Raw genomic sequence first — 26,525 nt, 5'->3', positions numbered from 1 at the left:
TGCGTCGGCTGCCGGTTCTCGGGTGGGGCTAGCGCCCCAATGTGGCATTGGGTGCATGTGACGCACCCAATGTGGCGTTCGGTGCGTCTGACGCACCCAATGCCACATTGGGGCGCATCCCGGGTGGCGAGGGTGGGGCCGTGAGGGGGGCCCTGAGGGAATCTGGGGCTGTCAGGGGGCCCCTCACGGACCTTTGTTTTAGGGTTGCGGGCCGATTCGGCTTACTGCCAGTGCGCCTAGTTGGGTGCCTGTGCGTAGTACGTCCACTGTGGACTTTCCGGCTAGCCAGGTGGTGAGGACGCCTGCGTCGAAGGCGTCGCCTGCGCCGGTGGAGTCCACGCAGGTTGTTTCTACTGCTGGGACTGAGGAGACGCCGGTTGCGTCGATCCAGCTCGCGCCGTCCAGGCCTGCGGTTACTACTACTGCGCCTACGGTGTTCAGCAGTTCGGTGGCCGAGGACGGGTCTGCGGAGCCGGTCAGGGCGACTAGTTCTTCGGTGTTCGGCATGAGCAGGTCGGTGCCGCGTACGTCGTCCAGGAAGGCTGACGGGTCGTGGATGTGGGCGGCTGCTTGGGGGTCCACGGAGGTCGTCAGCCCGGCTTTCTTCGCGGCGGCCAGTGCGGCTAGGCCTGCGGGGCGGGAGGACGGGTCCAGCAGGACATAGCCGGACAGGTGCAGGTGGGTGGAGCCTGCCAGTGCCTCGGAGGTGACGTCTTCGGGGGCGAAGCGTTTGTTCGCGCCTCGGTCGGCGAGCATGCTGCGTTGGCCTTCGCCGTCTACCAGGACTACTACGCAGCAGGTCGGGGCTTCCGGATCGGTCGCGAAGGCGCAGCGGACTCCTGCGGCTTCCAACTCGGCTCGGATCAGGCGGCCGCCCGAGTCGTCGCCGATTCGGGCGATCAGGGTGGTTTCTGCTCCCAGGGAGCGCAGCCACAGGGCGGTGTTCGCTCCGGCGCCGCCGCCGGTGAAGCGGATTGCTGCTCGGGCGTCGCCGCCGTGGGGGAGGGGCTGGTCGTGTCGCGCGACGACGTCTAGGCCCGCGTCGCCGACTACTACGATTCCGGTCACGACAGGGCCACCGCCACCTCGGTCGCGAGTTTGGCGTTGGACAGCACCAAAGCCTCGTTCGCGTCGATGCTGACGCCTTCGCTGGCGGTGTGGAAATGCTCGAGCAGCACGGGGGTCACGTCCGCGCCGTGTACGTCGCCGTCGGCCAGTTTTGCCAGGCCCTCGCGCAGCAGGCGGTCGTGCAGTGCACGGTCCATTTCGGACTCTTCCGGAATCGGGTTTGTCAACAATACGCCCGAATTCGCGTACCGGCGGTGCGCGGAGATGACCGCGGCGGCTTGCTTCGGGTCGTCCACGCGCCAGCCGACGGGGTGGCCGGACGAGCGGAGGTAGAACGCGGGGAAGTCGTCGGTGCGGTAGCCGAGGACGGGCACCGAGTTCGTTTCCAGCACTTCCAGGGTGGCGGGGATGTCCAGGACGGACTTCACGCCGGAGCACACGACCACGGTCGGCACCTTGGCGAGGACGCCGAGGTCGGCCGAGACGTCCCAGCTCTGTGCCGCGCCCAGGTGCACGCCGCCGAGGCCGCCGGTGGCGAAGACGCCGATCCCGGCTGCCGCGGCGAGCGGCGAGGTGCCGGCGACGGTCGTGGCGCCGGAGCGGCCGAGGCCGACCGCGGGGCCGAGGTCGCGCAGGGACAGCTTGTCCAAGCCGGCGTCGGGGGCGCAGACGCGCTCCAGTTCGGCGGGGGACAGGCCGATGACCGGCCGTCCGTCCAGTACGGCGATGGTGGCCGGGACGGCGCCGCCGTCTCGTACGGTTTGCTCGATACGGCGGCCGACGTCGAGGTTCCGTCCGTACGGGAGGCCGTGCGAAAGGATCGTGCTCTCGAGCGCGACGACGGGGTGACCGTCACGCAACGCCGAGGCGACTTCCTCGTGGACGAACAGGGGAGTGGTCTGGGTGGTCACGAACGGACATCATCTGTGATCGCCGCGCACGCTGCGGCATCGGGTCAGCTCTGCCTGCAGATTCTGCCGCGCGGCGGCTTCCCAGCGTGAGCGCGCGCTTTCGGTGAGGTACAGCGCAGGTCGCGCGAGGAGGCTTTCCAGTACCGCGGCGCGGCCGGTTGCCCAGGCGTCGTCGGGATAGTGCGCGTACTCCTGGCGCACGTTGTCCACGTACGCGGCGTACACGGCGGGCGGTGCGCCGAGGATGGCTAGGTCGGCGTCGAGGAGGGCTGCTGCGGCTAGGTCGCCTTCAGGGGCTTCGTGGGCGGCGGTGGCGAGGATGAGGGCTCCGGCCTGGTCGATGTGCGCAGCGGCAACCCCTGCGCGCGTGAGCCAGCGGCGAAGCCACTCCGCGCTGCGCTGCTCGTCTTCGCCGGGTACGGCGTCGTAGACCACGTCGTGTGCCCACGCGGCGAGTACGACGACAGCGCGTTCGTGGAAGGGCAGGTCGGCCGCTAGCCGCTCCGCGTCGTGCGCGACGGCGGTGGCGTGGGCGAGGTCGTGGTAGCGGCGGTGCGGTTCGGTGTAGCGCGTTTCGAGGTCGGCCCAGGCGTCGTGGCCGACGCGGTGGTCGCCGCCGAGGCGGGTGAGGCAGCTGTGCCAGCGGGGTGCGGACTCGTGCGGCATCCGGGCTCCTGAGGGGTCCCTTGGCAGGTCAGGCGAGCCTAGCCGGGCATTACCGCGGGCGCGGCGCTGAGGCATGATGGTGGGGTGAGCACCGAAACGCTGACCAAGCCGGAGACCGACAGCACCGAGTCGACCGACGACGACTCGCCGAAGATGTTCCACTACGTGCGCAAGAACAAGATCGCCGAGAGCGCGGTCATGGGAACGCACGTCGTGGCGCTCTGCGGCGAGGTCTTCCCGGTCACGAAGTCGCCCAAGCCGGGGTCCCCGGTCTGCCCCAAGTGCAAGAAGATCTACGAGGGCCTCCGTCCCGGCGGCGACGACTGAGCGCGCTTCCCGCGCGTCCCGGTGCGCGGGAACAAAGGTGAAAATCCTTCACTCGGTGGCTGTGCACCCGGGGAGGAACTGGTAGACCTGCAGTCCGGCCAGTCGCCTCCCCGCAGGAGTGTCCCCGCATGCGCGCAACCGGGATCGTGCTTTCCCTCGTCGTCCTGATGTCCGCCTTCAGCGCCGTCGCGGCGGGCGCCGCGGACGCGGTGACCGGATGGACCACCGTCGGCTCGGACCGGGCCCGTCCGCTCGACGAGAGCCAGGGCCTCGCCACTGTCGAGCGCTCGTCCGGCACCAGCATCCGCTACACCGGCATCGGCACCGTCGACCCGGGTCTGGCCTCGAAGGGCTGGAACCACATCGGCGACCCGGGGTCGGCGAAGGGCTGGTACGTCGAGCCCTACCAGCGCGACGACCGCGGCGCGAAGCTCTTCCGCGTCGAAGCCCCGGACGGCTCCCGCGCCGACTACCAGCACGCGCTGGAATCGTGGGAGGCCAACAACAACTCGTTCGCCGCGGTGTCGCCCGACGCGCGCTGGCTCGTGTCCGGCGAATGGGGCACGATGGACCGCCTGCTCGTCTACCCGATGCCCGGCGTCGCGGCCACCGACCCCGGCCAGAACCTGCCGTACGCCTCGGCGATCCGGCTCGACCACCAGGTACGCGACGTCCAGGGCTGCGATTTCGTCTCCGCGACCCGGCTCATGTGCTCCTCCGACGACCCGGACGGCAGCCTCTTCGGCACCACCAAACCGCTGCTGCAGGTCGATCTCTCCGGTTCGGTCTCCGGCTCCGATGTCACCGGGCACGTCACCTCGCTCGGCCAGTTGCCGCTGGAAAGCGGCTGCGGCGGCAACTTCGAGGTCGAGGGCATCGACTACGACGAACGCGACGGCGGCACCCTGCGCGTGGTCGTGATGTCGCCGAGCGTCTGCATCGCCTTCGACAGCAAGACGTGGCGGTTCCGCCAGGGCTGACCTCAGCCCTGCTGCGAGCGCGGTTCCGAGCCGGAAGAAGGCTCGGAGCCGCGCTGGTCCGGGGCACGCTCAGGCCGCGCGAGCTGCACGGTCTCCGATTCGGGGCGCTGCACCTCGGCGCCGTTCGGCTCGTCGTGGCCGGTCTCGGACTCGGCGGTGTCGTCTTCGGGGTGCCGTTTCGGCCGGCGCAACGGCATCGTCGTGCGGTCCCACAGGCGGCGGCCCTCCTCGGCCCGCATCCGCTCGTTCGCGCGTTCCATCTCCAGCCGCCGCCACTTGCGCCGCTGCCGCCGGGTCGCCTTCGCGGGCCACAGCTCCTGGATCGCGCTGTTGAAATACGCGCCGCCGACCACCGCGAGGCCGATGAAGAACATCAGCAGCAGGAACGCGATCGGCGCGGCGAGCGCGCCGTAGGTGTAGCCGGTCTTGGTGATCCAGTTCAGGTAGATCCGCAGCCCGATGCTCGACACCAGGAACACCACGCCGGCCAGCATCGCGCCCGGCAGCCCGCGGTGCCAGGGCAGCCGGCGCGGCAGCGCGAGCTTGTACAGCGTCGTCAGCGCGAGCGCGATCATCACGCCCAGCACCGGGTAGTAGAGCGTGCCGACCCAGGACGAGACCATCGGCCGCCAGTCGACCGGGAAGAACTCCGGCAGCAGGTCCGGCCCGATCGCCAGCAGCGGAAGCCCGATCACGAGCCCGATCAGCGCGCACAGGTACAGCAGCAGCGCGAAAATCCGCTGCCACACCTCGTTGCGGACGCCGTACTGGTCGTGCGCGACGGTGATCGCGTCGACGAACGACGACATCGCCGACGAACCCGCCCACAGCGAGATGACGAAGCCCACGGACACGATCTCGCCCTTGCCGACGGTGAGGATGCTGTTCACCGTCGGTTCGATGATCTCCTGCACGGCGTTGGCGCTGAAGATGGTGTGGCTGAAGGTGATGATCCGGTCGTGCACCGCGGTGACCACGTTCTGGCCGAACCACTCGCCGATGAACCCGACGCTGCCCAGCAGCCCGAGCAGCAGCGGCGGGAGCGACAGCGTCTGCCAGAACGCCGCCTCGGCGGCCTCGGAGAAGATGTTGCCGTCCCACGCTTTCGCGAGCGTGCGGGTGAGCAGCCGCCACGGCCCCCTGCGCACGGTCTTCTCCGGCACGCTCTTCTTCGGCACTGCCTTGCCGTCCGGCTCTGCCTCGCCGGCGTCCGGTGTCACCTCGCCCATGGTGTGTCCCAGCATGGTCCATGCGCGCGGTTTTGGCTCGTCACCCCCGCCGAGAGGGGGCGTGTCGGAGGACACCACCCGTGGCGGTGGCGGGCGCCCGGGGACTCGGAAGGTAAGCTGGCCGACGTGCCCTCATCGCGGCGCCCGGCGGCGAAGCCGGTGCCACAGTGGGGGTTTTCGCACGTCACGGCCGCGCGGAGCGGCCCGAGGAGGGGGTGAACCGAGTTTTGTCCGAGACGACCCAGCCGGTCCTCGGGGCGCCGCCCGCAGCGACGGACTCCACCGCGCGCCCGCTGCGCGCCTGGCAGCGCCGAGCGCTCACGAAGTACCTGTCGAGCAAGCCGAAGGACTTCCTCGCGGTCGCGACGCCGGGCGCGGGCAAGACCGTCTTCGGCCTCCGGATCGCCGCCGAACTGCTGTCGGACCGCACGGTCGAGGCGGTCACGATCGTCACCCCGACCGAGCACCTGAAGCACCAGTGGGCGGCCTCGGCCGCGGCGGCGGGCATCCCGATCGACTCGAACTTCCGCAACACCACCGGCGTCACGTCGTCGGACTACCGCGGCGTCGCGGTCACCTACGCGCAGGTCGCCGCGCACCCCACGCTGCACCGGGTGCGCACGGAGAACCGCAAGACCCTGGTGATCCTCGACGAGATCCACCACGCGGGCGACGCGAAGTCCTGGGGCGACGCGACCAGCGAGGCGTTCACGCCCGCGGTGCGCAGGCTCGCGCTCACCGGGACGCCGTTCCGCAGCGACGACTCGCCGATCCCGTTCGTCACCTACGAACCGGACGGCGGCGGGTTCCAGCGCAGCAAGGCCGACCACTCCTACGGCTACTCCGACGCCCTCGCCGACGGCGTGGTCCGGCCGGTCGTCTTCCTCGCCTACTCCGGCGAGGCGTCGTGGCGCACCAGCGCGGGCGAGGAGTTCACCGCGCGGCTCGGCGAGCCGCTCACCGCGGAGCAGAACGCGCGCGCTTGGCGCACGGCGCTCGATCCGGCGGGCGAGTGGATCCCGGCGGTGCTGCAGGCCGCCGACACGCGGCTCAGCCAGGTACGGCAAGGAATCCCGGACGCGGGCGGCCTGGTGATCGCCACCGACCAGGAAACCGCGCGCGCCTACGCCAAGATCCTGGAGCGGATCTGCGGCGAAACGCCGACGCTGGTCCTGTCCGACGACCCGAAGGCGTCCGGGCGGATCAAGGAGTTCTCCGAGACCAAGGAACGCTGGATCGTCGCGGTCCGGATGGTGTCCGAAGGCGTCGACGTCCCGCGGCTGGCCGTCGGCGTGTACGCGACCAGCGCGTCCACCCCGCTGTTCTTCGCGCAGGCCATCGGCCGCTACGTGCGGGCCCGGAAAAAGGGCGAGACGGCGAGCATCTTCCTGCCGAGCGTGCCGGTGCTGCTGGAACTGGCCAGCGAGCTGGAAGCGCAGCGCGACCACGTGCTCGGCAAACCGCACCGGGAGAAGGAAGGCTGGGACGACGAACTGCTCGCCCAGGCCAACCGCACCGAGGCCGAACCGGGCGAGGAGGAGAAGGCGTTCACCTCGCTGCACGCCTCCGCCGAACTCGACCAGGTCATCTACGACGGCAACTCGTTCGGCACCGCGGTCTTCTCCGGTTCCGACGAGGAGCAGGAGTACCTCGGCCTTCCCGGGCTGCTGGAGCCGGACCAGGTCCGCGCGCTGCTGCGCAAGCGGCAGGAAGAGCAGATCTCCGACGAGAAGCGGCGCAAGCCGAAGGACGAGCAGCCGGCCGCGCCGCCGGTCCGGTCGCAGTCGGTGAGCGAACGGCTCGGCGCGCTGCGCAAGGAGCTCAACGCGCTGGTCGGCGTGTACCACCACCGCACGAAGAAACCGCACGGCGCGATCCACAACGAACTGCGCCGCCAGTGCGGCGGCCCGCCCACCGCGATGGCGACGGTGGAGCAGCTCGAAGAGCGCATCGTCACGCTGCGCTCCTGGTAGTTCTCCAGGCACCGCGGCGGGGCGCACGGCGGGTCCGTGCGCCCCTTCCCCAGGTAGAACGGTTCGTCCGGTTCGATCCGGGCGCCTGAACGGGCACCCCTGCCCTGCGGACCGGACAAGACCGGACAAGTTCTCGTTACGCTCGGTGCGTGGCAGGGATCACTCAGTCAGCGCAAGCCCCTGATGAGGGCTGCGTTGCCGAACCGTGTCCATTTGGTGTCGGTTACTCGATCCCGCCATCTTCCGCAGAGCCGCTCCGCAGCATATGTTGTCGGCCACAACATATCTGCGACGGTGCACGGGGACCCCTCCCGATCACCCCGCGAGCATGATCGGAGAAGGAACGAGGATGCGCACCAGAACCCTTACCCTCCTCGCCGCGACGGTGAGCGCCGGCCTGGCGCTTTCGGCGTGCGGCGCCAACAGCGCGGGCTCCGGCAACTCGGGGGACAGCAAGAGCTCCGCCTCCGCCCCGGCAGGCGGCGGCGCCAACGGCAAGGTCGGCGTGATCCTGCCGGAGACCGCCACTTCGGCCCGCTGGGAAGCCTTCGACAAGCCGATGCTGCAGGCCGCGCTCTCCGCGCAGGGCTTCAGCGCCGACATCCAGAACGCCCAGGGCGACAACCAGAAGTTCTCCACCCTGGCCGACGGCTTCATCAGCTCGGGCGTCAAGGTGCTGGTCATCGCCCCGTCCGACCCCGCGGTCGGCGCGGCGATCGAGGCCAAGGCCAAGAACGCAGGCATCCCGGTCATCGACTACGACCGCCCGAGCCTCGGCGGTTCGGCCGACTACTACGTCTCGTTCGACAACGAGAAGGTCGGCGAAATCCAGGCGCAAGGCCTCGCGGACGCGCTGAAGAGCAAGCCGGGAGCCAACGTCGTCCAGATCGAGGGCGCGCCGACGGACAACAACGCGACCCTGTTCGCCAACGGCCACGACAAGGTCCTCAAGCCGCTGTATGAGTCCAAGGCGCTGAACCTCGTGCAGAAGCAGCCCATCGACAACTGGGACGCCCAGGTCGGCGGCACGACGTTCGAGCAGATCTTCACCCGCGTCGGCGGCAAGGTCGACGGCGTCGTCGCGGCGAACGACGAGCTGGCGGGCGCGGTGATCACCGTGCTGAAGAAGAACGGCCTCAACGGGAAGGTCCCGGTCACCGGCCAGGACGCGACCGCGGCCGGGCTGCAGGCGATCCTGCGCGGCGACCAGACGCTGACGATCTTCAAGCCGATCAAGGAAGAGGCCGAGAACACCGCGAAGCTGGCCGCCGCGCTGGCCAAGGGCGACAAGGCCGCCGCCGACGCGATCGCCACCGGCAAGCTGCACGACCCGAAGAACAACCGCGACCTGAAGTCGGTGCTGCTGCAGCCGCAGCTGATCACGATCAAGGACATCAAGACCGTCGTCCAGCAGGGCTACGTCAAGGCGTCCGACATCTGCACCGGCGACCTCGCCGCCAAGTGCACCGAAAACGGCATCTCCTGACGCAGCAGTAACTCCCCGCCAGAGCAGCCGGGCCGGGACGCGTTCCCCCGACGCGCGTCCCGGCCCGGTATCCACGCGAGAGACAAGCGAATCCCATGAGCGAGCCCATTCTCGACATCACCGGCCTGAACAAGAGCTTCGGCCCGGTCCACGTCCTGCACGACGTGGACTTCGCCGTGCGGGCGGGCGAAGTGACCGCGCTCGTCGGCGACAACGGGGCCGGCAAGTCCACTTTGGTCAAATGCATCGCGGGCATCCACCCGTACGACACCGGAGCCGTGCGGTTCAACGGCGCGGACGCGCACATCCGCGGCCCCAAGGACGCCGCCGAACTCGGCATCGAGGTCGTCTACCAGGACCTCGCCCTCGCCGACAACCTCGACATCGTGCAGAACATGTTCCTCGGCCGCGAGCGCGGCAGCAGCTGGCTGCTCGACGAGGCCAGCATGGAGAAGGCCGCGCGCGAGACGCTGGCGTCGCTCGGCGTGCGCACGGTGAAATCCGTCCGCACCCCGGTTTCCTCGCTGTCGGGCGGTCAGCGCCAGACGGTCGCGATCGCGAAATCCGTGCTGTGGAACAGCAAAGTCGTCATCCTCGACGAACCGACCGCGGCGCTCGGCGTCGCGCAGACCAAGCAGGTGCTCGATCTGGTGCGCCGGCTGGCCGAACAGGGCCTCGGCGTGGTGCTGATCAGCCACAACATGGCCGACGTGTTCGAGGTCGCGGACCGGATCGCGGTGCTGTACCTCGGCCGGCTGGTCGCGGAGGTGCAGACCGGCGACGTGACGCACAGCCAGGTCGTCGAACTCATCACCGCGGGCCGATCGGGCGATCTCGGCCTGGCCCGTCCCGAAGCTGTCGCGCTGTGAGCGAGAAAGAACCCGCCATGACCGAAACTTCCGAGAAGCCGCAGACGCCGGACGCGCCCTCCGGGGCGATCGCCGACTTCGGCATCGACACGACCTCGCTGTCCACCGGCGAGGCGATCAAGGACTACTTCGCGCGGATGAAGGACGGGCAGCTCGGCTCGATTCCCGCCGTGCTCGGCGTGATCGTGCTCGCCGTCCTGTTCAGCGCGCTGTCCGGCGACTTCTTCACCCTGCAGAACATCGCCAACCTGCTCGAGCAGGGCGCGGGCCAGACCATCATCGCGATGGGCATCGTGTTCGTGCTGCTGCTGGGCGAGATCGACCTGTCCGCGGGCACCGCGTCCGGCGTCTGCGCGTCGCTGATGGCGCTGCACTATGTCCACAATGGAAACCTGCTGGGCTCCATGGGAACCGGCGTCTTCATCACGTTCATCGCGGTGCTCGTGCTCGCGGTGGTGCTGGCGCTGCTGCAGAAGATCTGGGCCGGGGCGGCGGTTTCGCTGGTCGGCATCGTGGTGATCATGGTCGGCGCGCCGGTCAACGCGTGGGTCGAAATGCTCATCGCGGTCTGCACCGGCACCGCAATCGGCTGCATCACCGGTTTCCTGGTGTCGAAGATCGGCATGCCGTCGTTCGTCGTCACGCTGGCGCTGTTCATCGTCTGGCAGGGCGTGATCCTGCAGTTCGTCGGCGAAGGCGGCACGCTGCCGATCAGCACGAGCGACACGCTCAACGCGGTCGCCAACGGCAACCTCTCGATCGTCGGCAGCTGGGTGCTTTTCGTCGTCGCGGCAGGCGGATACGCGGTTCTCGCGCTCGGACAGCACTTCTCGCGGCTGAAGCGCGGGCTGGTGGTCCAGCCGACGCCGATCGTGCTGGCGAAGGTCGGCGCCATCGCGGTCGTCGCCGCGGTCGCGACCTATCTCCTCACCATCAACCGCGCGTCGAACGACCTCGTCGTGATCGCGGGCGTGCCGTACGTCGTGCCGATCGTCCTGGTCCTGCTGGTGGCGGGCACCTACGTGCTCAACCGCACGAAGTACGGCCGGCACCTGTACGCGGTGGGCGGCAACAAGGAAGCCGCGCGTCGCGCCGGCATCAACGTGCCGAAGCTGCGCACCAGCGTGTTCGTGATCAGCTCGTCGTTCGCGGCGATCGGCGCGATCGTGTACTCGTCGAAGGTCGGTTCGGTCAGCGGCCAGTCCGGCGGTCTGAACACCCTGCTGTTCGCGGTCGGCGCGGCGGTCATCGGCGGCACCTCGCTGTTCGGCGGCAAGGGCCGGATCATGGACGCGGTGATCGGCGGCGCGGTGCTGGCGATCGTGAACAACGGTCTCGGCCTGCTTCAGCAGAAGGCCGCGGTGGTCAACATCATCACCGGCCTGGTGCTGCTGCTGGCCGCTTCGGTGGACGCGTTGTCGCGACGGCGGGCTGAGGCGTCAGCACGCTGAGGGCAGATGGGAAGATGATCCGGTGAGCAGCCCGCCCGTCGCCCGCCCGGACGAGGTGCGCCGGCACAACCGCACGACTCTGTTGCGCCTGCTGCACGTCGGCGGGCCCAGTACGCGGGCTGCCCTGGCCACCGAGCTGGGGCTCAACCGGAGCACCATCAAAACCCTCGTCGACGGTCTCGCCGAGGCAGGCGTGGTCGAGGAGAAAGTGCCGAGGCCAGGGCGAGGGGCGGGCCGCCCCTCGCTCCTGGTCCTGCCGCAGCCGCACGCCGCGGTGGTGCTCGCGGTCGATTTGCAGGTCGAACACGTGGCGATCGCGCTGGTCGGGCTCGGCGGGCAGATCCTCGGGCGCAACAGCTGGAACCTGCACACCCGGACGCGGACCGCGGACGAGGTGATCACGCACGTGATCGAGTCGACCCGGGTCCTGGCGAGCGACCTCGGCGTGGAACCGATCGCGGTCGGCGTGTCGGTGCCCGGGGTGGTGCGACGGGCCGACGGGCTGGTGCACGAAGCGCCCAACCTGCGATGGACCGATGTGGCGCTCGGGGACCGGCTGTCGGCGGTGCTGCGGATTCCGGTGCTGGTAGCCAACGACGCCGAGCTGGGTGCCGTTGCCGAGCATTTGCGCGGGGCGGCTCGGGGGTCTTCGGACTCGGTGTACGTGTCCGCGGACGTCGGTGTCGGCGGCGGGGTGATTTCGCAGGGGTCTTCGCTGCGCGGCGGCGCTGGGTATGTCGGCGAGATCGGGCACATGGCGATCCGGCCTGGCGGGCGGGCTTGTTATTGCGGCAGCCGCGGGTGTTGGGAGACCGAGATCGGCGAGGCCGCGCTGTGCCGGGCTCTGGGGTTGCCGGAGGACACGCCGCGCGGGGTGATTCTCGTTGAGCTGCGGGAGCTGGGGCTGGATACTGTCGCGGCTTCTTCCCGGTTGGCTGAGTATGCGGAGTGGCTGACGTTGGGGCTGGTCAACGTGGTCAACCTGCTGGGGCCGGAGCTGGTGGTGCTGGGGGATTTGCTGACTGTGCTGCCGGAGTCGGTGATGCGGGCGGTTGCCGAGGAGGTTCGGGGGCGGAGTTTGGTTTCCCGGGCTGTTGGGGGGGACTCGGATCGTGAGTTCGGCTTTGGGGGCGGATGTGAAGCTGCTGGGGGCTGCTGAGGTGGCTTTTGAGGTGGTTCTGGATACGGTTTGACGTCCTCTTCGGCTCGTCCCCTTCGGCTCGTCCCCTTCGGCTCGTCGCCTGGCGGCGACATTGCGCCTGTTGGTTGCGTGGGGCACCCCGAAGCTTGATTGTGCTGACGGCTCGGGGGTGCTTGTCAAGGCGGGAAAGATGCCTTGACAAGCACCCCCGAACCGCAGGGGAGCTTCGTATCGGGGTTGGGGGAGGGGCTGGGTGCCTCGCTCGTTGGGTGCGCTGGCTGCGGTCTGGTGGGTGGCGGTGTAGCGCCCCAATGGGGATTTTTCATCTTGTTGGTGCTGGTTAGGTGGGGTTGACGGGGCTGGTTGTGGTTGTGCTGTAACGGAGTTGCGGGGCGGGCGTGGGCCGGGCGGGAACGCGGCGGAGCCCCCGGATGTTGATCAAGTCGTGACTCGAGAAAAAACGTCCGGGGGCTCCGCTCTCACTGTCTCACAGCAGGTTCTGGCCTCGTATCGCAGCGTGCTGCCGGTGTCGCCGCCCACGATCGCGATGCTGGCCGGGTTGATCGGCCGCCGCCGCCGGGCGATCGGGTCGCGGTGGCGCAAGGCGTCCCCGGCCGAGCAGGCGGTGCTGGTGCTGGCGATGCTGCGCCACGACCAGCGGCTGCTGGACCTGTCCCGCGCCAACGCGGTGTCGGCCGCCACGCTGCGCCGCTGGCTGCTGGAGGCCATCGACCTGCTCGCGGCCCGGGCGCCGCGGCTGGGGCGGGTGCTGCGGCGGCTGGCCGCCCGCGGCGCGGCGGTGGTGCTGGCCGACGGGACCCTGATCCGCACCCGCCGCCGCACCGGCACAGACAATCGCCGCAACTACAGCGGCAAGCACAAACACCACGGCCTCAACGTCCAAGGCCTCACCGACGAACACGGACGGCTGCTGTGGGTCTCGGCCGTGCTGCCGGGCAGGACCGCCGACATCACCGCCGCCCGCCGCCACCGGCTGCGCGACCGCCTCCACGCCCACGGCCTGACCCCCGCCGCGGACAAGGGCTACCAGGGCTGGCACAAAGACGTCCGCGACACCCGCCACTGCCCGGACTGCGGCGGCCCCTGCGCGCAGATCGTGCTCACCCCGTTCAAAGCCGAAACCAACCGGCCGCTCACCGAGCCGCAGAAACAGGCCAACAGCGTGTTCAACGCGATGCGCTGCGCGGTCGAGGGCGGCTTCGCCGCCCTCAAAACCTGGCGCGTCCTCGACAAACTCCGCATCGCACCACGCCACGCCACCACCCTCGTCCGCGCCCTGCTCGTCCTCACCCAGCACGAACAAGCCGTCCGCGACACCGCCCAGCCCACCCCGGCCTGACAACTACCACACCCCGTCAACCCGCCATGAACAGCACAAACCAGGATGAAAAATCCCCAATGTGGCATTGGGTGCATCCCACGCACCGAACGCCGCATTGGGTGCATCTGACGCACCCAATGCCGCATTGGGGCGCATCCGGCGGCGGTGGGTGTGGGGCGAGCGAGGCGGGGTCGTGAGGGGAACCCTGCGGGAATCAGCGGCCGTGAGGGTTCCCCTCACGGCATGCCAGCTGGCCAGCCTGCGGAAACGTGGTTGTTCGAGGTCCGTGAAGGGCTCCTTGAGGGAATCCAATTCCCTCAAGGAGCCCTTCACGGACCTTGGGGAAGCGTCTCGCGCTCGGAGCGTGCTCTTGCCGGTTAACGGGGCAGGAACGCGGCGAGGCGGCGCCCATGGGTTGTGCCCCCGCGGAGGTCAGCACTTGCCTAGGCGGCGGGTGTGACGGAAATCGGCGTTCGCCGAGGCTGTCGGTGCGAGGGGGTCAGCACTTGCCGCCGTGGCGGGCGTGCGGGGCCAGTGCGGAGGCCCAGGACTCGCTCAGGCAGCCGAGTGGAGCAGGTTCGCGCCTCAAGTGCCTGACGCGGCCACAGCAAACCGAGTGCGTAACTCGGCCCGAAAAACGCCGGAGGCGGCAAGCGCGCTGCGCCTGCCGCCTCCGGGTAGCTGTTGTCGGGTGAGCGAACTTACTTCTGGATCTCCGCGGCCAGTTCCTTGAGCTTGGCCTCGTGCTCGCGGGCGTGGTGCCCGCAGAAGAGCAGCTCGCCTCCGGAGCTGAGGACAGCGCGTACCTGAGCTGCTGCTCCGCACCGGTCGCATCGGTCGGCTGCGGTCAATTCGGGGCGGGTGAGCGTCGGCGTTGTCATGGGGGTCTCCCTCCGTCCCGGCACCGGTCGCCCGGTGCCTCGATCCAGCTACGCCCACTTCGGTGTCGATGCCTTCGGCGGGGATCGCTTCCGGCTCCGCTGTGTTCGTGCTTCCACTCTTGCAGACGTTTGGCGGCCCGCAAGTGTTCCCGCGCCGGTGGGAGGTGCGTCACGCCGAATTAGCCCGGTTGCCGCAGCGGCGTCCCAACCCGTAGGACCAGACCACCCGGCGCTTGGCGTTTTCCGTGGTCAGGCACCATGCGGGAGTGGGCATTGCACTCTCCTGGAAACGCGTGAACGCGATTCCGGCACCGGTCTTGTTCGTTCTCAGCGGAATTTCCATGTATGCCGGTGCGGCCATCGCGGTCGACCTCTTCGGGCACGCCACGCCCTCCGGGGTTGCGTGGCTGCGCTGTCTCGGGGCGGCCGCCGTGCTGTTGCTGTGGCGGCGGCCGCCAAAAGCAGCCTGGCGGGGCAAGCGGCTGCTGCTCGCGGGCGCTTTCGGCGTCGTCACGGCGGGGATGAACGTGGTCTTTTACGAGGCTATCGCGCGGTTGCCGCTGGGCACGGTCGTCGCGCTGGAGTTCGCCGGTCCGGTGGTCGTGGCGGCGATTGGGTCACGGACCCGGCGCGATTTGATCGCGCTGGTCCTGGTGGCGCTCGGGGTGGTCGCGATCGCGGACGTGCGGATCGCGGGCAGTCCGCTCGGCGTCGTGTTCGCGCTGGCCGCGGCGGCTGCTTGGGCGGGGTACATCGTGCTCGGCAAGCGGGTCGCGATCGGCGGGGACGGGCTGGATTCGCTGGCGGTCGGCTTCGTGGTGGCGACCGTCGTGCTGTCGCCGCTCGCGCTGGGCACCGGTGAAGTGTGGGGTTCGCCACGCATGCTGCTGCTCGGGATCGGCGTCGGCGTGTTGTCCACCGTTGTGCCGTATGCGCTCGACCAAGTGGTCCTGCGCCGTCTCGGGCAGGCGCGGTTCGCGGTGCTGCTGGCATTGCTGCCGGTGACGGCGGGGGTTGTCGGGTTCGTGGTGCTCGCGCAGGTGCCGAGCGTCGTCGAAGCGATCGGGACGCTCGCCGTCGTCGCGGGAGTGGCGTTGCGCAGCCGTGACGACGCCGGGCCGGTCACTGAGCCGCCCGGGTGAACATTCGCGGATGGCCCGGACGGCGCGGGCCCGCGATACTGATCCCGAGGAGGTTGCCATGACCAAGGCGGCGTCGGCGGCGGCGAAAGACCTGGCCGCGGCGGGGGTCGGTGGCGTCCACCTGGCCTGGGCGGACAACAACGGCATCCCGCGCTCGCGGGTGGTCCCGGTCGGCGGGCTGGCCGACGCGGCGGTCCGCGGCGTGGGCGCGACCTCGCTGTTCGCGGTCTTCGACAGCCACGACGCCATCACCTACGCCCATTCCGGCCTCAGCACGCCCTCGGGCGACATCCGACTGGTGCCGGTCGTGGAACGCCTCCGCCGGCTCGCCGGGCAGCCTGCGCTTGCCTGGGCGCCGGTGCGGCAGATCGCCGCGGACGGTTCGCCGTGGCCCTACTGCCAACGTTCCGTGCTGGAGCGGCAGGTCGCCGAGGCAGCACAACGTGGTCTCGAATTCCGGGCAGGGTACGAGCTGGAGTTTTCCGTCGCGCCAGCGGGCAGCGAGGACGTCGTATCCGCGCCGGGACACCGCGGTCCGGCCTACAGTCCGCACGCGCTGATCGGCCTGGACGACTTCATCGCCGCGCTGCTGCACGATTTCTCCGCGAACGGCCTGCAGATCGGCCAGCTGCACGCGGAATACGGCGTCGCACAACTCGAATTGTCGCTCGCTGCCACGGATCCGGTCTCCGCGGCGGACGATCAGCTTCTGGCGCGCCAGACCATCCACGCGGCCGCGCACGCACACGGGCTGGTGGCGACTTTCGCGCCGATGATCGGTCTCGGAGCCGCGGGAAACGGCTGGCACTTGCACACTTCGGTCCGTCGCAAGGGCCGCAACCTCCTGGCTGGTGACGGGGTGCCGGAAGGCGACGGCGCGGCGTACCTCGGCGGGCTGCTGCGGGATTTGCCCGCGCTGACGGCGATCACCGCACCGAGCGTGCCGTCGACGATGCGGTTGCGGCCAGGGTTTTTCGCTGGTGCGTATGCGTTCTGGGGCGTCGAGAACCGCGAAGCGCCGCTGCGGTACGTCCCGGGCACGGCGCTGCTCGGGACGGAGCACGCGAATGTCGAGCTGAAGACGTCGGACGCGTCGGCCAATCCGTATCTCGCGCTGGCGGTAGTGCTCGCTGCCGGGATGGCCGGGATCGAGGATTCGGCGGTGCTGCCGGACCCGATCGCGGAGGACCCGGGCGGCTGGAGCGAAGGGGAACGGAACACCGCGGGCGTGCTGCCGCTGCCGGCGAGTCCGTCCGAACAGGACACTGCGCTGCTGGCGAATCCGCGCGTGTCCGGGGCGATGGGGGACGAGCTGCTCGGCGCGTTCCGCGCGGTGCGCGCCTCGGACGCGGCGTGGGCCGCCGAGCGGGCGCCTGAGGAGATCGTGGCGGCGCATCTGTGGCGGTACTGAACACGGGGCTTTCCGACGTCCACTGGCTTCCCGGCGGTGCGCGCCTGGTCGCCGAGGCCCGGGCGGAACTGCCGCAGAAAGACGGGTTGGCGGCGGCCTTCACCGGGCTCGTGACGCTGCGCGCGGCGGACATCGCGGTGCCGGACCAGGACGAGGTCGCGATCGCGGCCGGGACCGTGCGCGCGTCGCCCAGCCGTCCGGCAGGTGCGTTGTCCCGCAACGACTTCCGCCTTCCGGTGCCGTTCGACGAGATAGCTGCGGGCACCTCGCTGGACGGCTTGGCCGCAGCTATCCGGACGCTGTCGGAAGAGAAGCTGGCGGTGGTTCCGGCGCTGGGGGAGTGGAGCGCGTCGACGGTCTCGGATTTGCTGCTGGGCCTGTGGGAATTGCCGCGAGTGGCGGTGCTGGCGCGGGTCGACCCGGCGGAACTGGGATCGCCGGACACGCCGGAACGAGCGCTGCTGGACTACCTCGACACCGGCATCCCTCCACTGTGGACGAACCGGTGGCGGCCGCCCGCGCCGCACCACGTGCTGATCGCCGGAGTCCGGCTCGGCGCGGAGGGAACGCTGCTGTCCGTTGTGGACACTTACCGCGAACTGGGCGACGACGGCGTGCACGACCAGCCGGTGGAATGGATCGCGGCGGGGCTCGAATCGGTGCTGCTGGTCGCGGATTCCCGGTATGCGGAGGCGTTGGCGCAGGCGGTTTCCTACGCCGGGTTGCGCACCGGCGCGGCGTAGCGCTCCTGCGCGTCCAGCAGTTCTTCCCAGTGCTCGGCGACCCAGCCGTACACCGTCTTCATCGGCTCCAGCAGGCTGCGGCCCAGCGGCGTCAGCGCGTATTCGACGCCTGATGCCGGGTCGGCGTGCGCCGTGCGGGAGACGAGGCCGGAGCGTTCGAGGCCGCGCAAAGTCTGGGTCAGCACCTTCGGCGTGACGCGATGCAGCGGCACCCGCAGTTCGGAGAACCGGCGCGGCCCGTCCTCCATGCAGCGGATGACCAGTGCGGACCACTTGTCCCCGAACCGGAACGGCACCAGCGCGGACGGGCACAGCTCCTCGAACAGGTCGGGAGGCAATGGCTGCCGAACGGTCATCGCGGTCTCCTCTCGAAGTATCCCGGAGGGAACCGGCCCCCTGGCTACCTTCCAGAGCATCGACACCCCAGGAGGTATTCCCACGATGAGCAAGATCGTTGTTTTCGGGGCGGGCGGCCGGGCCGGACGGCAGGCGGTCGCGGAGGCACGGCGGCGCGGGCACGACGTCACCGCGGTGGTCCGCGATCCCGCGCGCTACCGAGACTTGGCCGACGTCGTCGCAGGCGATGTCACCAGCGCGGACGATGTCGCAGCCCTCGCCGCCGGGCACGACGCGGTCATCAACGCGGCCGCTGTTTACGGCGAGGGCACCGACCCGCACGCGTTCTTCACCAACGCCGCACACGCTCTCGTTGCCGGATTAGCGCAGGCTCGGCTGGTCGCGGTCGGGCTGTCCGTGCTGCTGCCCACCGCTGACGGAACCCGGGCGCTGGACTCGGGTCCGGCGGAGTTCCGGCCCTTCTGCCTGGCACACGCGGCGGGGCTCGAGGTGTTGCGCGCCGAAGGCACCGGGCTGGACTGGGTGTACGTCAGCCCGGTCGGCGACTTCGACCACGACGGCGAGCGCACCGGCCGCTACGAAATCGGCGACCAGTTCGACTTCTCCGCCAAGATCTCGTACGCCGACTTCGCCGTGGCGCTGCTCGACGAGGTCGAGAACCCGCGGCACCACCGCGTGCACCTGGCAGTGGCCTGAACCTACTTGGCGAAGCGGGAGTGCTTGCGGCCGTAGAAGAAGTAGATCAGCAGGCCGATCACGAGCCACGCGGCGAACCGGATCCAGGTCATCACGTCGAGGTTCAGCATCAGGTAGAAGCACGCCACCGCGGCGATGATCGGCACCACCGGCGAGAACGGCACGGTGAACGGGCGCTTCAGGTCCGGGCGGCGCTTGCGCAGCACCGGCACCGCGACCGCGACGATGATCATCGCCGACAGCGCCCCGATGCTGACCATGTCGGCCAGCGCCGAGATCGGCACGAACGCCGCCAGCACGGCGATCAGCGCGGCCCCGCCGATGGTCATCCGGTGCGGCGTGCCCCAGCGCGGGTGCGCCGTGCCGATCGCCTTGGGCAGCAGGCCGTCGCGGCCCATCGCGAAGCCGATCCGGCCGATCGTGACCAGTTCGACCATCATCACCGACGTCAGCCCGGTGACCGCGCCCAGCGAGATCAGCGCGCCGACCCAGTGCTGGCCGACCCGGTCGAACGCGTCCGCGAGCGGCGCGCCGGAGTCGATGTCGGTGTAGTGGACCATGCCGGTCAGCACGATCGAGACCCCGATGTAGAGCACCGCGCACACGGCCAGCGCGCCGAGGATGCCGACGCGGAGGTCCTTGCGCGGGTTGATGGTCTCCTCGCCGAGGTTGGCGAGCGCCTCGAAGCCGGTGTAGGCGAAGAACACGACCGCCGCGGCAGTGACCATGCCGGCGATGCCGTATACCGACTGCTCGAGCCCGAGGACGGCCTGGACCACCGGCTGGTGCAACGCGTTCGCGCTGCTCGACGGCGGCTGCGCGGGCGGGACGAACGGGGTGAGGTTCGAGCCCTTCACGAAGAACACGCCGACGGCGAGGATGAGCACGCAGACCGCGACCTTGACGAGCACCAGCAGGTTCGTGAGCCACGAGGACTCCTTGATGCCGACCACGGCCACGACCGTCAGCACCGCGATGATCAGCACCGCGCCGACGTTGACCGTCGCGCTCTCGCCGAACCAGTCCGGCGACAGCCCGAGCAGGTTCGCGAGATAGCCGGACCAGCTGCGCGACACCACGGCCGCGCCGAGCGCGAACTCCAGCAGCAGGTCCCAGCCGATGATCCAGGCGAAGACCTCGCCGAGGGTGGCGAAGGCGTAGGTGTAGGCGCTGCCGGCGGTCGGCACGCTGGAGGCCAGCTCGGCGTAGCAGAGCGCGGCGAGGCCGGCGACCACCGCGCCGATCACGAACGAGAGCGTCACCGACGGCCCGGCGTGCGTTTTCGCCTCGACCCCGGCGAGGGTGAAGATCCCGGTGCCGATGATGATGCCGACGCCGAACCCGATCAGGTCGCGTCCCCTGAGCCGCCGCTTCAGCTCGCCGGATTCCTGTCGCTTGAGGACTTCGTCGACGTCGAGAGTTCTCCGCTCACCCATGGGGGAACGTTAGAAGGTCGCGCGCGGATGCGCAGAACGGTCAGCCGGGTGGCTCAATGCCATGGTCTTGGGCGACGTGGGTTTCGCGGTGGCTTCGCCGGAGGTGCGGGTCAGCCGGGTGGCTCGATGCCGTGGTCCTGGGCCAGGATCGCCGCCTGCACCCGGGACCGCAGGCCGAGCTTGGCCAGCACCCGGGAAACGTGCGTTTTCACCGTCGCCTCGCCGATGTACAGCCGGGTGCCGATCTCGGCGTTCGAGAGCCCTGCGCCGAGGCAGCCGAGCACCTCGCGCTCGCGTTCGGTGAGGTCGGCGAGACCCGTCGGGGCGGGCGAAGGCCCGGCCGGGGTGCTGGCGAACGCGGTGATCAGCCGTTTCGTGACCTGCGGGGCGAGCACGCCCTCGCCCGCCGCGACCAGCCGGACTGCCTCGATCAGCCGCGGCGCCTCGACCGACTTCAGCAGGAACCCGGCGGCCCCGGCGCGCAGCGCGGCGTGCACGTACTCGTCGAGGTCGAAGGTGGTGAGGACGAGGACTTCGGCGAGCCCCTCGGCGATCAGCTGGCGGGTGGCGGTGATCCCGTCGGTGCCGGGCATCCGGACGTCCATCAGGACGACGTCCGGCCGCAGCGCGCGGGCCTGGCGCAGGGCTACCTCGCCGTCGGCGGCCTCGCCGACCACCTCGATGCCCTCGGCGTTGCCGAGGATGAGCGCGAGCCCGGCGCGGATGGCGCCGTGGTCGTCGGCGACGAGGACTCGGACGGTCATGACGGCTCTCCGGCAAGGGGAAGTTCGGCGTGGACAAGCCAGCGCGGCCCGGACGGTCCTGCTCGCAGGGTGCCGCCGACGGCGTGCGCGCGCTCGCGCATGCTCAGCAAACCGTGCCCGCCGCTGTCGGGCTGGGTCGGCGCGCCGAGCAGTTCGTTGCCGATTTCGACGGTCAGCGTGCTGTCGGCCACGCGAAGCCGCACGGTCACCCGGCCGCCCGGCGCGTGTTTGACCGCGTTCGTCAGCGACTCCTGCGCGATCCGGTACGCGGTGAGGTCGACCGCGGTCGGCAGTTCTTCGTCCACAGTGGAATCCACGGTGACCGTCATGCCGGCCGCGCGTGCCGATTCCACCAGCCTGGCCAGTTCGGCCAGCCGGGCCGGAGCGGTCACCTCGTCCTCGGCGGATTCCGAACGCAGCAGGCCGATCATCGCGCGCATTTCCTCCAGCGCGCGCACGCTGTTCTCCCGCACCGCGACGAGCACGGTCTGCGCGGTCTTCGGATCGTCTGCCATGGACAGTGCCGCCTCCGACTGGATGGCGATCGCCGACAGGTGCCCGGCGACGACGTCGTGCAGGTCGCGGGCCATCCGCGCGCGTTCGGCTGCCACCGCTGCCCGCCGGTCCAGCGCGGCGATCGTCGCGAGCTGTTCGGCGTTGGCGCGTTCGGACGCCGCGATATCGCTCTGCTGGCGCACATTCGCGCCCCACCACACCGGGACCAGCAGGAACGACAGCATGCTGAACGCGCCCAGCGCCGCCGCCCGCCAGCCCGCCACGGCCAGGAACACGAACAGCACGGTGAGCGTGACGGTGGCGGTCACGCCGACCAGCACCCGGGTCGTCCACCGGGAACCGTGCAGCATCGCGGAGTACAGGAAGTCCGTGTACGCGATGACGATCGGCAGCGACAGGCCCAGCGCGACGTCGACGCCGACGATCCCGGTGGCGGCCAGCAGCCCCCACGGCACCGTCCGGCGCAGGAACGCGGCGAGGCACATCGCGCCCAGTTCGGCGAACCGGACCCAGAGCGGGAACGGGTCGCCGTTCGGCAGCAGCTGGTGGCCGCCGGTGAGGTACAGCATCGTGCCGCCGGCGAACACCGCGAGCGCGACGAGGCCGTTCTGCTGCCACGGCGGCAGTTCGCGCGGCCGGGGGAGGGCCGAGCGCAGGTCTCGCAGGCGCACCCGACCATGACAGCACACCGCGGCGGCCCGGTCGTCCTACGAAATGATGACCCCCCGATCGTGCCGTCCGCTGACGCGCGCGGACGTCCGCGCCCGCGACAGTGAAGCCATGGACGAGTTTCTGAACAGCCCGCTGACCGCCGCCATCGTGGCGTGCGAGATCGGGTTCTGGGTCTTCATCGCGGCCGGGCTGCTGGCCCGGTACGCGCTGCGCAGGCAGAAGGCCAGCACCGTGCTGCTCGCGCTGGTGCCCGTGGTGGACCTGGTGCTGCTGGTGATCACGGTGATCGACCTGATGAACGGCGCGACGCCGAACGTGACGCACGGGCTGGCCGCGGTGTATCTGGGCTTCTCGGTGGTGTTCGGCCCGTCGATGGTGGAGTGGGCCGACGTCCGGTTCGCGCACCGGTTCGCCGGCGGTCCGCGGCCGGAGAAGCTGTACGGCCGAGCGAAGGCCCGCAAGGAATGGCGCGAATGGGGCAAATGCGTGCTGGCCTGCGCGATCAGTGCCGGGCTGTTGCTGCTCGCGATCGTGGTGGTCGGCAAGTCGGGCCACGTCGAGCCGCTGTGGGGCTGGCTGCCGCGGCTGGGCACGGTCACCGGTCTGTGGTTCGTGTTCGGACCGCTGTGGCAGGAGATTTTCGGTTCCTCCGCGCCGAAAAAGGAGGCGTCGCGATGATCGAGCTGATCGGCGTTCTCCTGGTGGTGCAGGGCGCGGGCGGGCTGATCAACCGGATCGCCGGATCCGAGCACCCGAGCTGGTTCCTGCAGTTGCACGTGCTGCCGCCGCAGCTGCACGTGATCGCCAGCATCGTCCTGCTCGGCGCGGGCGTGGCGGTGCTGTTCGCGAACCGGGCGCGCAACCGCCGCCGCGGCTAAACTCGGGAGCATGGCGGCCGGTCCGGTTCTGCTGTTCGCCGTGGTCAGCGTGGCCCCCTCGGCGTTGTTCTGGGCTGCCCTCCGCGTTCCCGCGCTCTGCCGCTGGCTGAGTCGGCGACGTGCCGCTCCCGTGCCGTCCGCACCGCCGGTGGAGCAGGTGGCCGCGGACTTGCGCCGAGTACGCCGGGCCCTCGCGCAACTCCCCGCCGGAACGCCTGCCGCGCGCCGGATCGGCACCCGGCAGGCGTACGACGAACTGCTCGTCACCGCCTGCCGCGAGATCGGCGTCGAACACCGGCTCGACGGCTTGCGCGAGGGCGCCGACCGGGATCTCGAACGGCTGCGGATCGAGGAATCGCTGAGCCGTAAAGGATTAGTGCTGTCCTGAGCGGAGTGGCAGGATGCTCCGGTGGACTTCCAGCCTCAAGACCGGCCTTCGGACGCGTTCCAGCAACCCCTCTCCGCCGACCAGATCGAACTGCTGTGCCGCCGCGCGCTCGGCACCAGCGTGCGGTCCGCCGTCGAAATCGGATGGGGCGGCTACAACAACACCTACCGGGTGGAGCTGGCCGACGGCCCGGCGATCCTGCGCGTCGCCCCGGAACCGGCGAGGCAGACCCGGATCGAGCCCCAGTTCATGCGCAACGAATACCTTGCCGCGCCGTACTTCGCGCCGATCTCGCCGCTGATGCCGCGCACGCTCGCCGCCGATTTCACGCACCAGGTCATCGGCCGCGATTACGTGCTGCAGGCCGTTCTCCCCGGAGAGCCCGGCCCGGAAGTCCTCCGGGGCTTCGAGCCGGAGGAACGGGCGCCGTACTTCCGCCAGCTCGGCGAAATCACCCGCGCTATCCATGACGTGCGCGGCCCCGGCTTCGGTCTCGTGGCCGGGCCGCACTTCGCGACCTGGAGCGAAGCGCTGATCGCGTACTTCGAGAACAACGCCGCGGACGTCGAAGACCTCGGCCTCGACGGATCGGACCTGCGCGAGGTAGCCGCCTGGGCGAAGCGCGACGCCGCGCTGCTCGACGAGATCGCCGAACCGCGCCTGCTGCACGGGGATCTGTGGCACGTGAACGTGATGCTGACGCCGGAACTGGAGATCGTCGGCGTTTTCGACCACGACCGCAGCTGGTGGGGCGACCCGGCGGCGGACTGGACGATCCGCATGGCGTCAGCGAAAACCGGCTCGAGGCGGGACTGGTTCTGGGACACCTACGGCCAGCCGGACGCATCCCCGTCGGCGCGGAGGCGGGCGTTGTACTACGAAGCCCGCCATCTCGGTGCGGTCCGGTTGGAGCGGTATCGGCTGGGCAAGGAGGGGAAGGTCGAGGAGTCGTATCCGGAGGTGGCGGAGATCCTGACGGCGCTGGAGTCATCGGAGTAGCGGTTTCGCCATCGCCGAGGATGACTGCGCCGGCGAGGAACGCTGCGGTGGTGGAGCCCGCTGCGGCGCCGAGGTTGTTGGCGGTGTCGACCCAGGTGCTGGCTTCGGTGCTCTGGTGTTCGGGAACCAGCTTGTCCGAAGCCAGGTAGGACACGACGAACACGGGGACCGCGGCCATGACGATGCCCAGTACCACCAGGTTTTCCGCTGTCGCAGCGAGTGCGATCCCCGCGGCGAGCACGAGGATCAACCCGGTCAGCGGGGTGGACGCTGGCCGCTGTTGTTCCCGCTGGCGCCAGGCGAGTCCGCCGAGGACGCTCCCGCGGGCGAGCGCGGCTTCGATGTACCGGTGGCTCCCGGGTTGCCGTGCTCTTGTGCGCGGGCGACGACGGTGGTGACAGCGATGCCGGTGCCCGCAGCGGTAATGAGGACGATCGTGGCGAGTGCGGCGAATCGACGGGTGCTCAGCGGTCCTAGACTCCAGTTGAGCGGTTCTGCCGACACGGCTGACCGGGCAACCCCGCGGCGGCGAGCAGCGCGGCAGCCGGGAAGGCGGTCGCGACTATCGCGCCGGTGGTGACCGGACCCGCGAGATAGAGGGTTTCCTCGCAGGCAGAGTCCAGGCTGTACGCGCGTTCGAGGAGCGCGGTGTTCTCGGTGAGGCTTCGCCAGAGCATCCGCATCACTGGCCCCAACGGCGGGGCACAGACGCCGAAGAAGATGCTGAGCAGCAGATACGGGGCCGAGGCAGCGACGCCGGACCAGGCCAGCAGCGCTAGTGCGGCGAGCGGGGCGGCAGTGGCGGTGACGAGAACGGGAAGGGTCCGGGCTGGCCCGAAGCGGTCGATGACGCGGGCTTTGAACGGCATGAGGACCGAGGAGAGCCCGAAGCAGGCGACGGCGGCGCCCGCGGCGGTGAAGGACCCGGTGGCCTCTTGGACGGTGAACAACAACGCAAGCGGGAGCACCCCGAACGCGAGACGGCCCGTCAATGCCGCGCCGAAGGTCGCGGCGGCATGCGGGATCGTCAGGACAGCACGGTAGCTCCCAGCACTCGATGTGCTGGACAAGAACAGCTCCTGGGAACGGCGACACGGCCGCAGGGGACTGCGGCCTTCAGGACAAGGCAGGGTCGCGAGGGACGGGTAGACCCGTCCGGGTTCCTAGGGCCGTTCGACCGACATGGCGCGACTGTAGCAGCGAATCCGCTCAGAGTGACGGGTCCGAGCCGCGCAGGGCGGCCCACCAGAACCCGAACGCCGCGATCAGCACGCTGACCGTCAGCCAGCCCGCGAATCCGCTCCCGTCGACCAGCGCCCAGAACGCGCCCACCACCGGGGCGACCGCCAGCACCGGCAGGTCGGCACGGAACTGCCGCGCGAGCCGTACCGGCGTGGCAGCGGCGAGCGCGCGTTCCTCGTCCGGCTCGGAAGGGTTGTCTAGGCGACGGCCGCGAGGCTCGCCCGTGCGCACCGAACCCGCTGGGTACAGCACCTCGTCGTTGATCCGGACGGCAACGTGGCGGTCCGTACGCAGGTCGCCCAGCACCTCGACGCGCGACGGCGACGGAAGGCCGATCAGCGTCGGCGAGAAATACACCGGGATCCAGCGCGGCGTCGCGGTGTCGGTCTCCAGCCACGACCGCGTCAGTAAGCCGCGCTGCACCTTCACCCGGCGCATCGGCACCGACGCGCTCACCTTGCGCCGAGAGGGCTGCACGAATCGCGTGAAGAGCAGGGAGCCGTTCACCGCCAGCATCGCGAGCACCGCGACCACCGTGACGGTCGCGTACGTCGAGGCACGGTCGGCGGTCACCAAAGCCGAAGCGCCGGTCGTGACCGCGCGCGAGGGGGCCGACGGGTCGTAGCGCACCGGAACCTTCGTGCCCAGCGGCGGGGGAGTGGTGTCCAGTTCGACCGCCGCGCTCGCTTCCTGCTGGTTCGGCACCGGGAACCGCACGGTGACCGTGTTGTCGTCGACCCGCGAGACGATCCCGGTCGCGTTCACCGTCAGCCCCTGCAGCCGCGGCCGGGCGCTGTTGAATTCCAGCAGCTGCACCACGAACACCGCGGCGCACGCGACGAGCACGACCGCGCTCGTCACCAGGATGTGCCGCACCGGCCGCAATCGCAGGAACTTCCGCACAAGGATCACCTTAACTGTCCAAAAAGGAAGGAGCGGCGCGGGGAGTCCGCGCCG

General features: G+C 70.0%; 26 protein-coding genes and 1 pseudogene. 16 read left to right on the top strand and 11 right to left on the bottom strand.

What is annotated here, in order from left to right:
• Window positions 1–198 precede the first annotated feature (198 nt).
• From DMP23_RS04385 to DMP23_RS04375, 3 genes are read right to left on the bottom strand one after another with little or no spacing between them, the layout of a single operon-like run.
• Entirely contained in the window at window positions 199–1,068 is an 870-nt protein-coding gene (locus tag DMP23_RS04385; RefSeq protein WP_134668171.1) for a carbohydrate kinase family protein, read from the bottom strand.
• Window positions 1,065–1,979, bottom strand: coding sequence for a pseudouridine-5'-phosphate glycosidase (locus DMP23_RS04380; protein ID WP_337820238.1), 915 nt, complete (start codon window positions 1,977–1,979; stop codon window positions 1,065–1,067). The genes DMP23_RS04385 and DMP23_RS04380 overlap by 4 nt, the downstream gene beginning before the upstream one ends.
• Window positions 1,980–1,988: 9 nt before the next feature.
• Window positions 1,989–2,645 carry an HD domain-containing protein gene (locus DMP23_RS04375; protein ID WP_337820237.1) on the bottom strand — a complete coding sequence of 219 codons (657 nt, stop codon included), beginning with the start codon at window positions 2,643–2,645 and terminating at the stop codon, window positions 1,989–1,991.
• Window positions 2,646–2,729: 84 nt separating this feature from the next.
• Here DMP23_RS04375 and DMP23_RS04370 point away from each other — a divergent pair, with 84 nt between their 5' ends.
• A complete protein-coding gene (locus DMP23_RS04370) occupies window positions 2,730–2,972 on the top strand; it encodes a DUF3039 domain-containing protein (protein ID WP_020657970.1) in 243 nt (80 codons plus the stop codon).
• 128 nt (window positions 2,973–3,100) lie between these two features.
• Window positions 3,101–3,952 carry a hypothetical protein gene (locus tag DMP23_RS04365; protein WP_134731151.1) on the top strand — a complete coding sequence of 284 codons (852 nt, stop codon included), beginning with the start codon at window positions 3,101–3,103 and terminating at the stop codon, window positions 3,950–3,952.
• A 2-nt stretch (window positions 3,953–3,954) separates the two neighbouring features.
• Here DMP23_RS04365 and DMP23_RS04360 read toward each other — a convergent pair whose 3' ends face one another.
• Window positions 3,955–5,181, bottom strand: a complete 1,227-nt coding sequence (locus tag DMP23_RS04360; protein ID WP_337820236.1) for a YihY/virulence factor BrkB family protein — start codon at window positions 5,179–5,181, stop codon at window positions 3,955–3,957.
• A gap of 227 nt (window positions 5,182–5,408) precedes the next feature.
• Between DMP23_RS04360 and DMP23_RS04355 the strand changes: the two genes are divergently transcribed.
• From DMP23_RS04355 to DMP23_RS04330, 6 genes and pseudogenes are all read left to right on the top strand, one after another.
• Window positions 5,409–7,154 carry a DEAD/DEAH box helicase gene (locus tag DMP23_RS04355; protein WP_337824358.1) on the top strand — a complete coding sequence of 582 codons (1,746 nt, stop codon included), beginning with the start codon at window positions 5,409–5,411 and terminating at the stop codon, window positions 7,152–7,154.
• 349 nt (window positions 7,155–7,503) lie between these two features.
• A complete protein-coding gene (locus DMP23_RS04350) occupies window positions 7,504–8,640 on the top strand; it encodes a sugar ABC transporter substrate-binding protein (protein WP_037819186.1) in 1,137 nt (378 codons plus the stop codon).
• Between the two features lie 95 nt (window positions 8,641–8,735).
• Window positions 8,736–9,509, top strand: a complete 774-nt coding sequence (locus DMP23_RS04345; RefSeq protein WP_037819184.1) for an ATP-binding cassette domain-containing protein — start codon at window positions 8,736–8,738, stop codon at window positions 9,507–9,509.
• A 17-nt stretch (window positions 9,510–9,526) separates the two neighbouring features.
• The gene (locus tag DMP23_RS04340; RefSeq protein ID WP_037819236.1) at window positions 9,527–10,960 is read left to right on the top strand and encodes a sugar ABC transporter permease; all 1,434 of its coding nucleotides are present in this window, start codon (window positions 9,527–9,529) and stop codon (window positions 10,958–10,960) included.
• Window positions 10,961–10,982: 22 nt separating this feature from the next.
• Window positions 10,983–12,153: pseudogene (locus tag DMP23_RS04335) on the top strand (ROK family protein).
• A gap of 474 nt (window positions 12,154–12,627) precedes the next feature.
• Window positions 12,628–13,461 (top strand): transposase family protein, encoded by an 834-nt coding sequence (locus tag DMP23_RS04330; protein WP_337820148.1) that lies wholly within the window; start codon window positions 12,628–12,630, stop codon window positions 13,459–13,461.
• A gap of 683 nt (window positions 13,462–14,144) precedes the next feature.
• Here DMP23_RS04330 and DMP23_RS04325 read toward each other — a convergent pair.
• Window positions 14,145–14,324, bottom strand: a complete 180-nt coding sequence (locus DMP23_RS04325; RefSeq protein WP_037358805.1) for a DUF7455 domain-containing protein — start codon at window positions 14,322–14,324, stop codon at window positions 14,145–14,147.
• Window positions 14,325–14,665: 341 nt separating this feature from the next.
• Between DMP23_RS04325 and DMP23_RS04320 the strand changes: the two genes are divergently transcribed.
• Genes DMP23_RS04320 through DMP23_RS04310 form a run of 3 tightly spaced genes read left to right on the top strand, consistent with a single transcriptional unit; the run spans window position 14,666 to window position 17,620 of the window.
• The gene (locus DMP23_RS04320) at window positions 14,666–15,466 is read left to right on the top strand and encodes an EamA family transporter (RefSeq protein ID WP_337824357.1); all 801 of its coding nucleotides are present in this window, start codon (window positions 14,666–14,668) and stop codon (window positions 15,464–15,466) included.
• A 58-nt stretch (window positions 15,467–15,524) separates the two neighbouring features.
• Entirely contained in the window at window positions 15,525–16,877 is a 1,353-nt protein-coding gene (locus tag DMP23_RS04315) for a glutamine synthetase family protein (protein WP_337820235.1), read from the top strand.
• Window positions 16,865–17,620, top strand: coding sequence for a DUF6885 family protein (locus DMP23_RS04310; protein ID WP_337820234.1), 756 nt, complete (start codon window positions 16,865–16,867; stop codon window positions 17,618–17,620). Before DMP23_RS04315 ends, DMP23_RS04310 begins: the two co-directional genes overlap by 13 nt.
• Here DMP23_RS04310 and DMP23_RS04305 read toward each other — a convergent pair.
• Window positions 17,590–17,976, bottom strand: a complete 387-nt coding sequence (locus tag DMP23_RS04305; protein ID WP_337820233.1) for a winged helix-turn-helix transcriptional regulator — start codon at window positions 17,974–17,976, stop codon at window positions 17,590–17,592. The two genes, DMP23_RS04310 and DMP23_RS04305, sit on opposite strands and share 31 nt — an antisense overlap.
• Here DMP23_RS04305 and DMP23_RS04300 point away from each other — a divergent pair.
• Window positions 17,867–18,673 (top strand): NAD(P)-dependent oxidoreductase, encoded by an 807-nt coding sequence (locus tag DMP23_RS04300; protein ID WP_337820232.1) that lies wholly within the window; start codon window positions 17,867–17,869, stop codon window positions 18,671–18,673. The genes DMP23_RS04305 and DMP23_RS04300 overlap by 110 nt on opposite strands.
• Before the next feature lie 2 nt (window positions 18,674–18,675).
• Here the strand turns inward: DMP23_RS04300 and DMP23_RS04295 are convergent, their stop codons facing one another.
• From DMP23_RS04295 to DMP23_RS04285, 3 genes are all read right to left on the bottom strand, one after another.
• Window positions 18,676–20,109 carry an APC family permease gene (locus tag DMP23_RS04295; RefSeq protein WP_238607523.1) on the bottom strand — a complete coding sequence of 478 codons (1,434 nt, stop codon included), beginning with the start codon at window positions 20,107–20,109 and terminating at the stop codon, window positions 18,676–18,678.
• Between the two features lie 110 nt (window positions 20,110–20,219).
• Window positions 20,220–20,873 carry a response regulator gene (locus tag DMP23_RS04290; protein ID WP_037819172.1) on the bottom strand — a complete coding sequence of 218 codons (654 nt, stop codon included), beginning with the start codon at window positions 20,871–20,873 and terminating at the stop codon, window positions 20,220–20,222.
• Entirely contained in the window at window positions 20,870–22,045 is a 1,176-nt protein-coding gene (locus DMP23_RS04285) for a histidine kinase (protein WP_134731245.1), read from the bottom strand. Before DMP23_RS04285 ends, DMP23_RS04290 begins: the two co-directional genes overlap by 4 nt.
• A gap of 124 nt (window positions 22,046–22,169) precedes the next feature.
• Here DMP23_RS04285 and DMP23_RS04280 point away from each other — a divergent pair, with 124 nt between their 5' ends.
• Genes DMP23_RS04280 through DMP23_RS04265 form a run of 4 tightly spaced genes read left to right on the top strand, consistent with a single transcriptional unit; the run spans window position 22,170 to window position 24,326 of the window.
• Entirely contained in the window at window positions 22,170–22,739 is a 570-nt protein-coding gene (locus tag DMP23_RS04280) for a hypothetical protein (RefSeq protein ID WP_337820231.1), read from the top strand.
• Window positions 22,736–22,939, top strand: a complete 204-nt coding sequence (locus tag DMP23_RS04275; protein WP_037819169.1) for a hypothetical protein — start codon at window positions 22,736–22,738, stop codon at window positions 22,937–22,939. Before DMP23_RS04280 ends, DMP23_RS04275 begins: the two co-directional genes overlap by 4 nt.
• 10 nt (window positions 22,940–22,949) lie before the next feature.
• A complete protein-coding gene (locus DMP23_RS04270; protein ID WP_337820230.1) occupies window positions 22,950–23,327 on the top strand; it encodes a hypothetical protein in 378 nt (125 codons plus the stop codon).
• A 21-nt stretch (window positions 23,328–23,348) separates the two neighbouring features.
• On the top strand, window positions 23,349–24,326 hold the full coding sequence (locus DMP23_RS04265) for a phosphotransferase family protein (protein WP_337820229.1): 978 nt from the start codon (window positions 23,349–23,351) through the stop codon (window positions 24,324–24,326).
• A gap of 473 nt (window positions 24,327–24,799) precedes the next feature.
• Here the strand turns inward: DMP23_RS04265 and DMP23_RS04260 are convergent, their stop codons facing one another.
• On the bottom strand, window positions 24,800–25,396 hold the full coding sequence (locus tag DMP23_RS04260) for a hypothetical protein (protein ID WP_337820228.1): 597 nt from the start codon (window positions 25,394–25,396) through the stop codon (window positions 24,800–24,802).
• A gap of 139 nt (window positions 25,397–25,535) precedes the next feature.
• Window positions 25,536–26,471, bottom strand: a complete 936-nt coding sequence (locus DMP23_RS04255) for a DUF3592 domain-containing protein (RefSeq protein ID WP_337820227.1) — start codon at window positions 26,469–26,471, stop codon at window positions 25,536–25,538.
• Between the last annotated feature and the right edge of the window lie 54 nt (window positions 26,472–26,525).

The organism is Amycolatopsis sp. A1MSW2902 (genome assembly GCF_017312175.1).
Lineage (GTDB): Bacteria > Actinomycetota > Actinomycetes > Mycobacteriales > Pseudonocardiaceae > Amycolatopsis > Amycolatopsis nivea.
This window is presented reverse-complemented; position numbering and strand designations above follow the sequence as displayed.

Coding starts and splice junctions, on each gene's coding strand:
- DMP23_RS04300 (WP_337820232.1), top strand. CDS start 17,867: ATGCAGCGGATGACCAGTGCGGACCACTTGTCCCCGAACCGGAACGGC.
- DMP23_RS04365 (WP_134731151.1), top strand. CDS start 3,101: ATGCGCGCAACCGGGATCGTGCTTTCCCTCGTCGTCCTGATGTCCGCC.
- DMP23_RS04270 (WP_337820230.1), top strand. CDS start 22,950: ATGGCGGCCGGTCCGGTTCTGCTGTTCGCCGTGGTCAGCGTGGCCCCC.
- DMP23_RS04315 (WP_337820235.1), top strand. CDS start 15,525: ATGACCAAGGCGGCGTCGGCGGCGGCGAAAGACCTGGCCGCGGCGGGG.
- DMP23_RS04360 (WP_337820236.1), bottom strand. CDS start 5,181: ATGGGCGAGGTGACACCGGACGCCGGCGAGGCAGAGCCGGACGGCAAG.
- DMP23_RS04345 (WP_037819184.1), top strand. CDS start 8,736: ATGAGCGAGCCCATTCTCGACATCACCGGCCTGAACAAGAGCTTCGGC.
- DMP23_RS04275 (WP_037819169.1), top strand. CDS start 22,736: ATGATCGAGCTGATCGGCGTTCTCCTGGTGGTGCAGGGCGCGGGCGGG.
- DMP23_RS04280 (WP_337820231.1), top strand. CDS start 22,170: ATGGACGAGTTTCTGAACAGCCCGCTGACCGCCGCCATCGTGGCGTGC.
- DMP23_RS04325 (WP_037358805.1), bottom strand. CDS start 14,324: ATGACAACGCCGACGCTCACCCGCCCCGAATTGACCGCAGCCGACCGA.
- DMP23_RS04350 (WP_037819186.1), top strand. CDS start 7,504: ATGCGCACCAGAACCCTTACCCTCCTCGCCGCGACGGTGAGCGCCGGC.
- DMP23_RS04340 (WP_037819236.1), top strand. CDS start 9,527: ATGACCGAAACTTCCGAGAAGCCGCAGACGCCGGACGCGCCCTCCGGG.
- DMP23_RS04305 (WP_337820233.1), bottom strand. CDS start 17,976: ATGACCGTTCGGCAGCCATTGCCTCCCGACCTGTTCGAGGAGCTGTGC.
- DMP23_RS04290 (WP_037819172.1), bottom strand. CDS start 20,873: ATGACCGTCCGAGTCCTCGTCGCCGACGACCACGGCGCCATCCGCGCC.
- DMP23_RS04320 (WP_337824357.1), top strand. CDS start 14,666: ATGTATGCCGGTGCGGCCATCGCGGTCGACCTCTTCGGGCACGCCACG.
- DMP23_RS04295 (WP_238607523.1), bottom strand. CDS start 20,109: ATGGGTGAGCGGAGAACTCTCGACGTCGACGAAGTCCTCAAGCGACAG.
- DMP23_RS04375 (WP_337820237.1), bottom strand. CDS start 2,645: ATGCCGCACGAGTCCGCACCCCGCTGGCACAGCTGCCTCACCCGCCTC.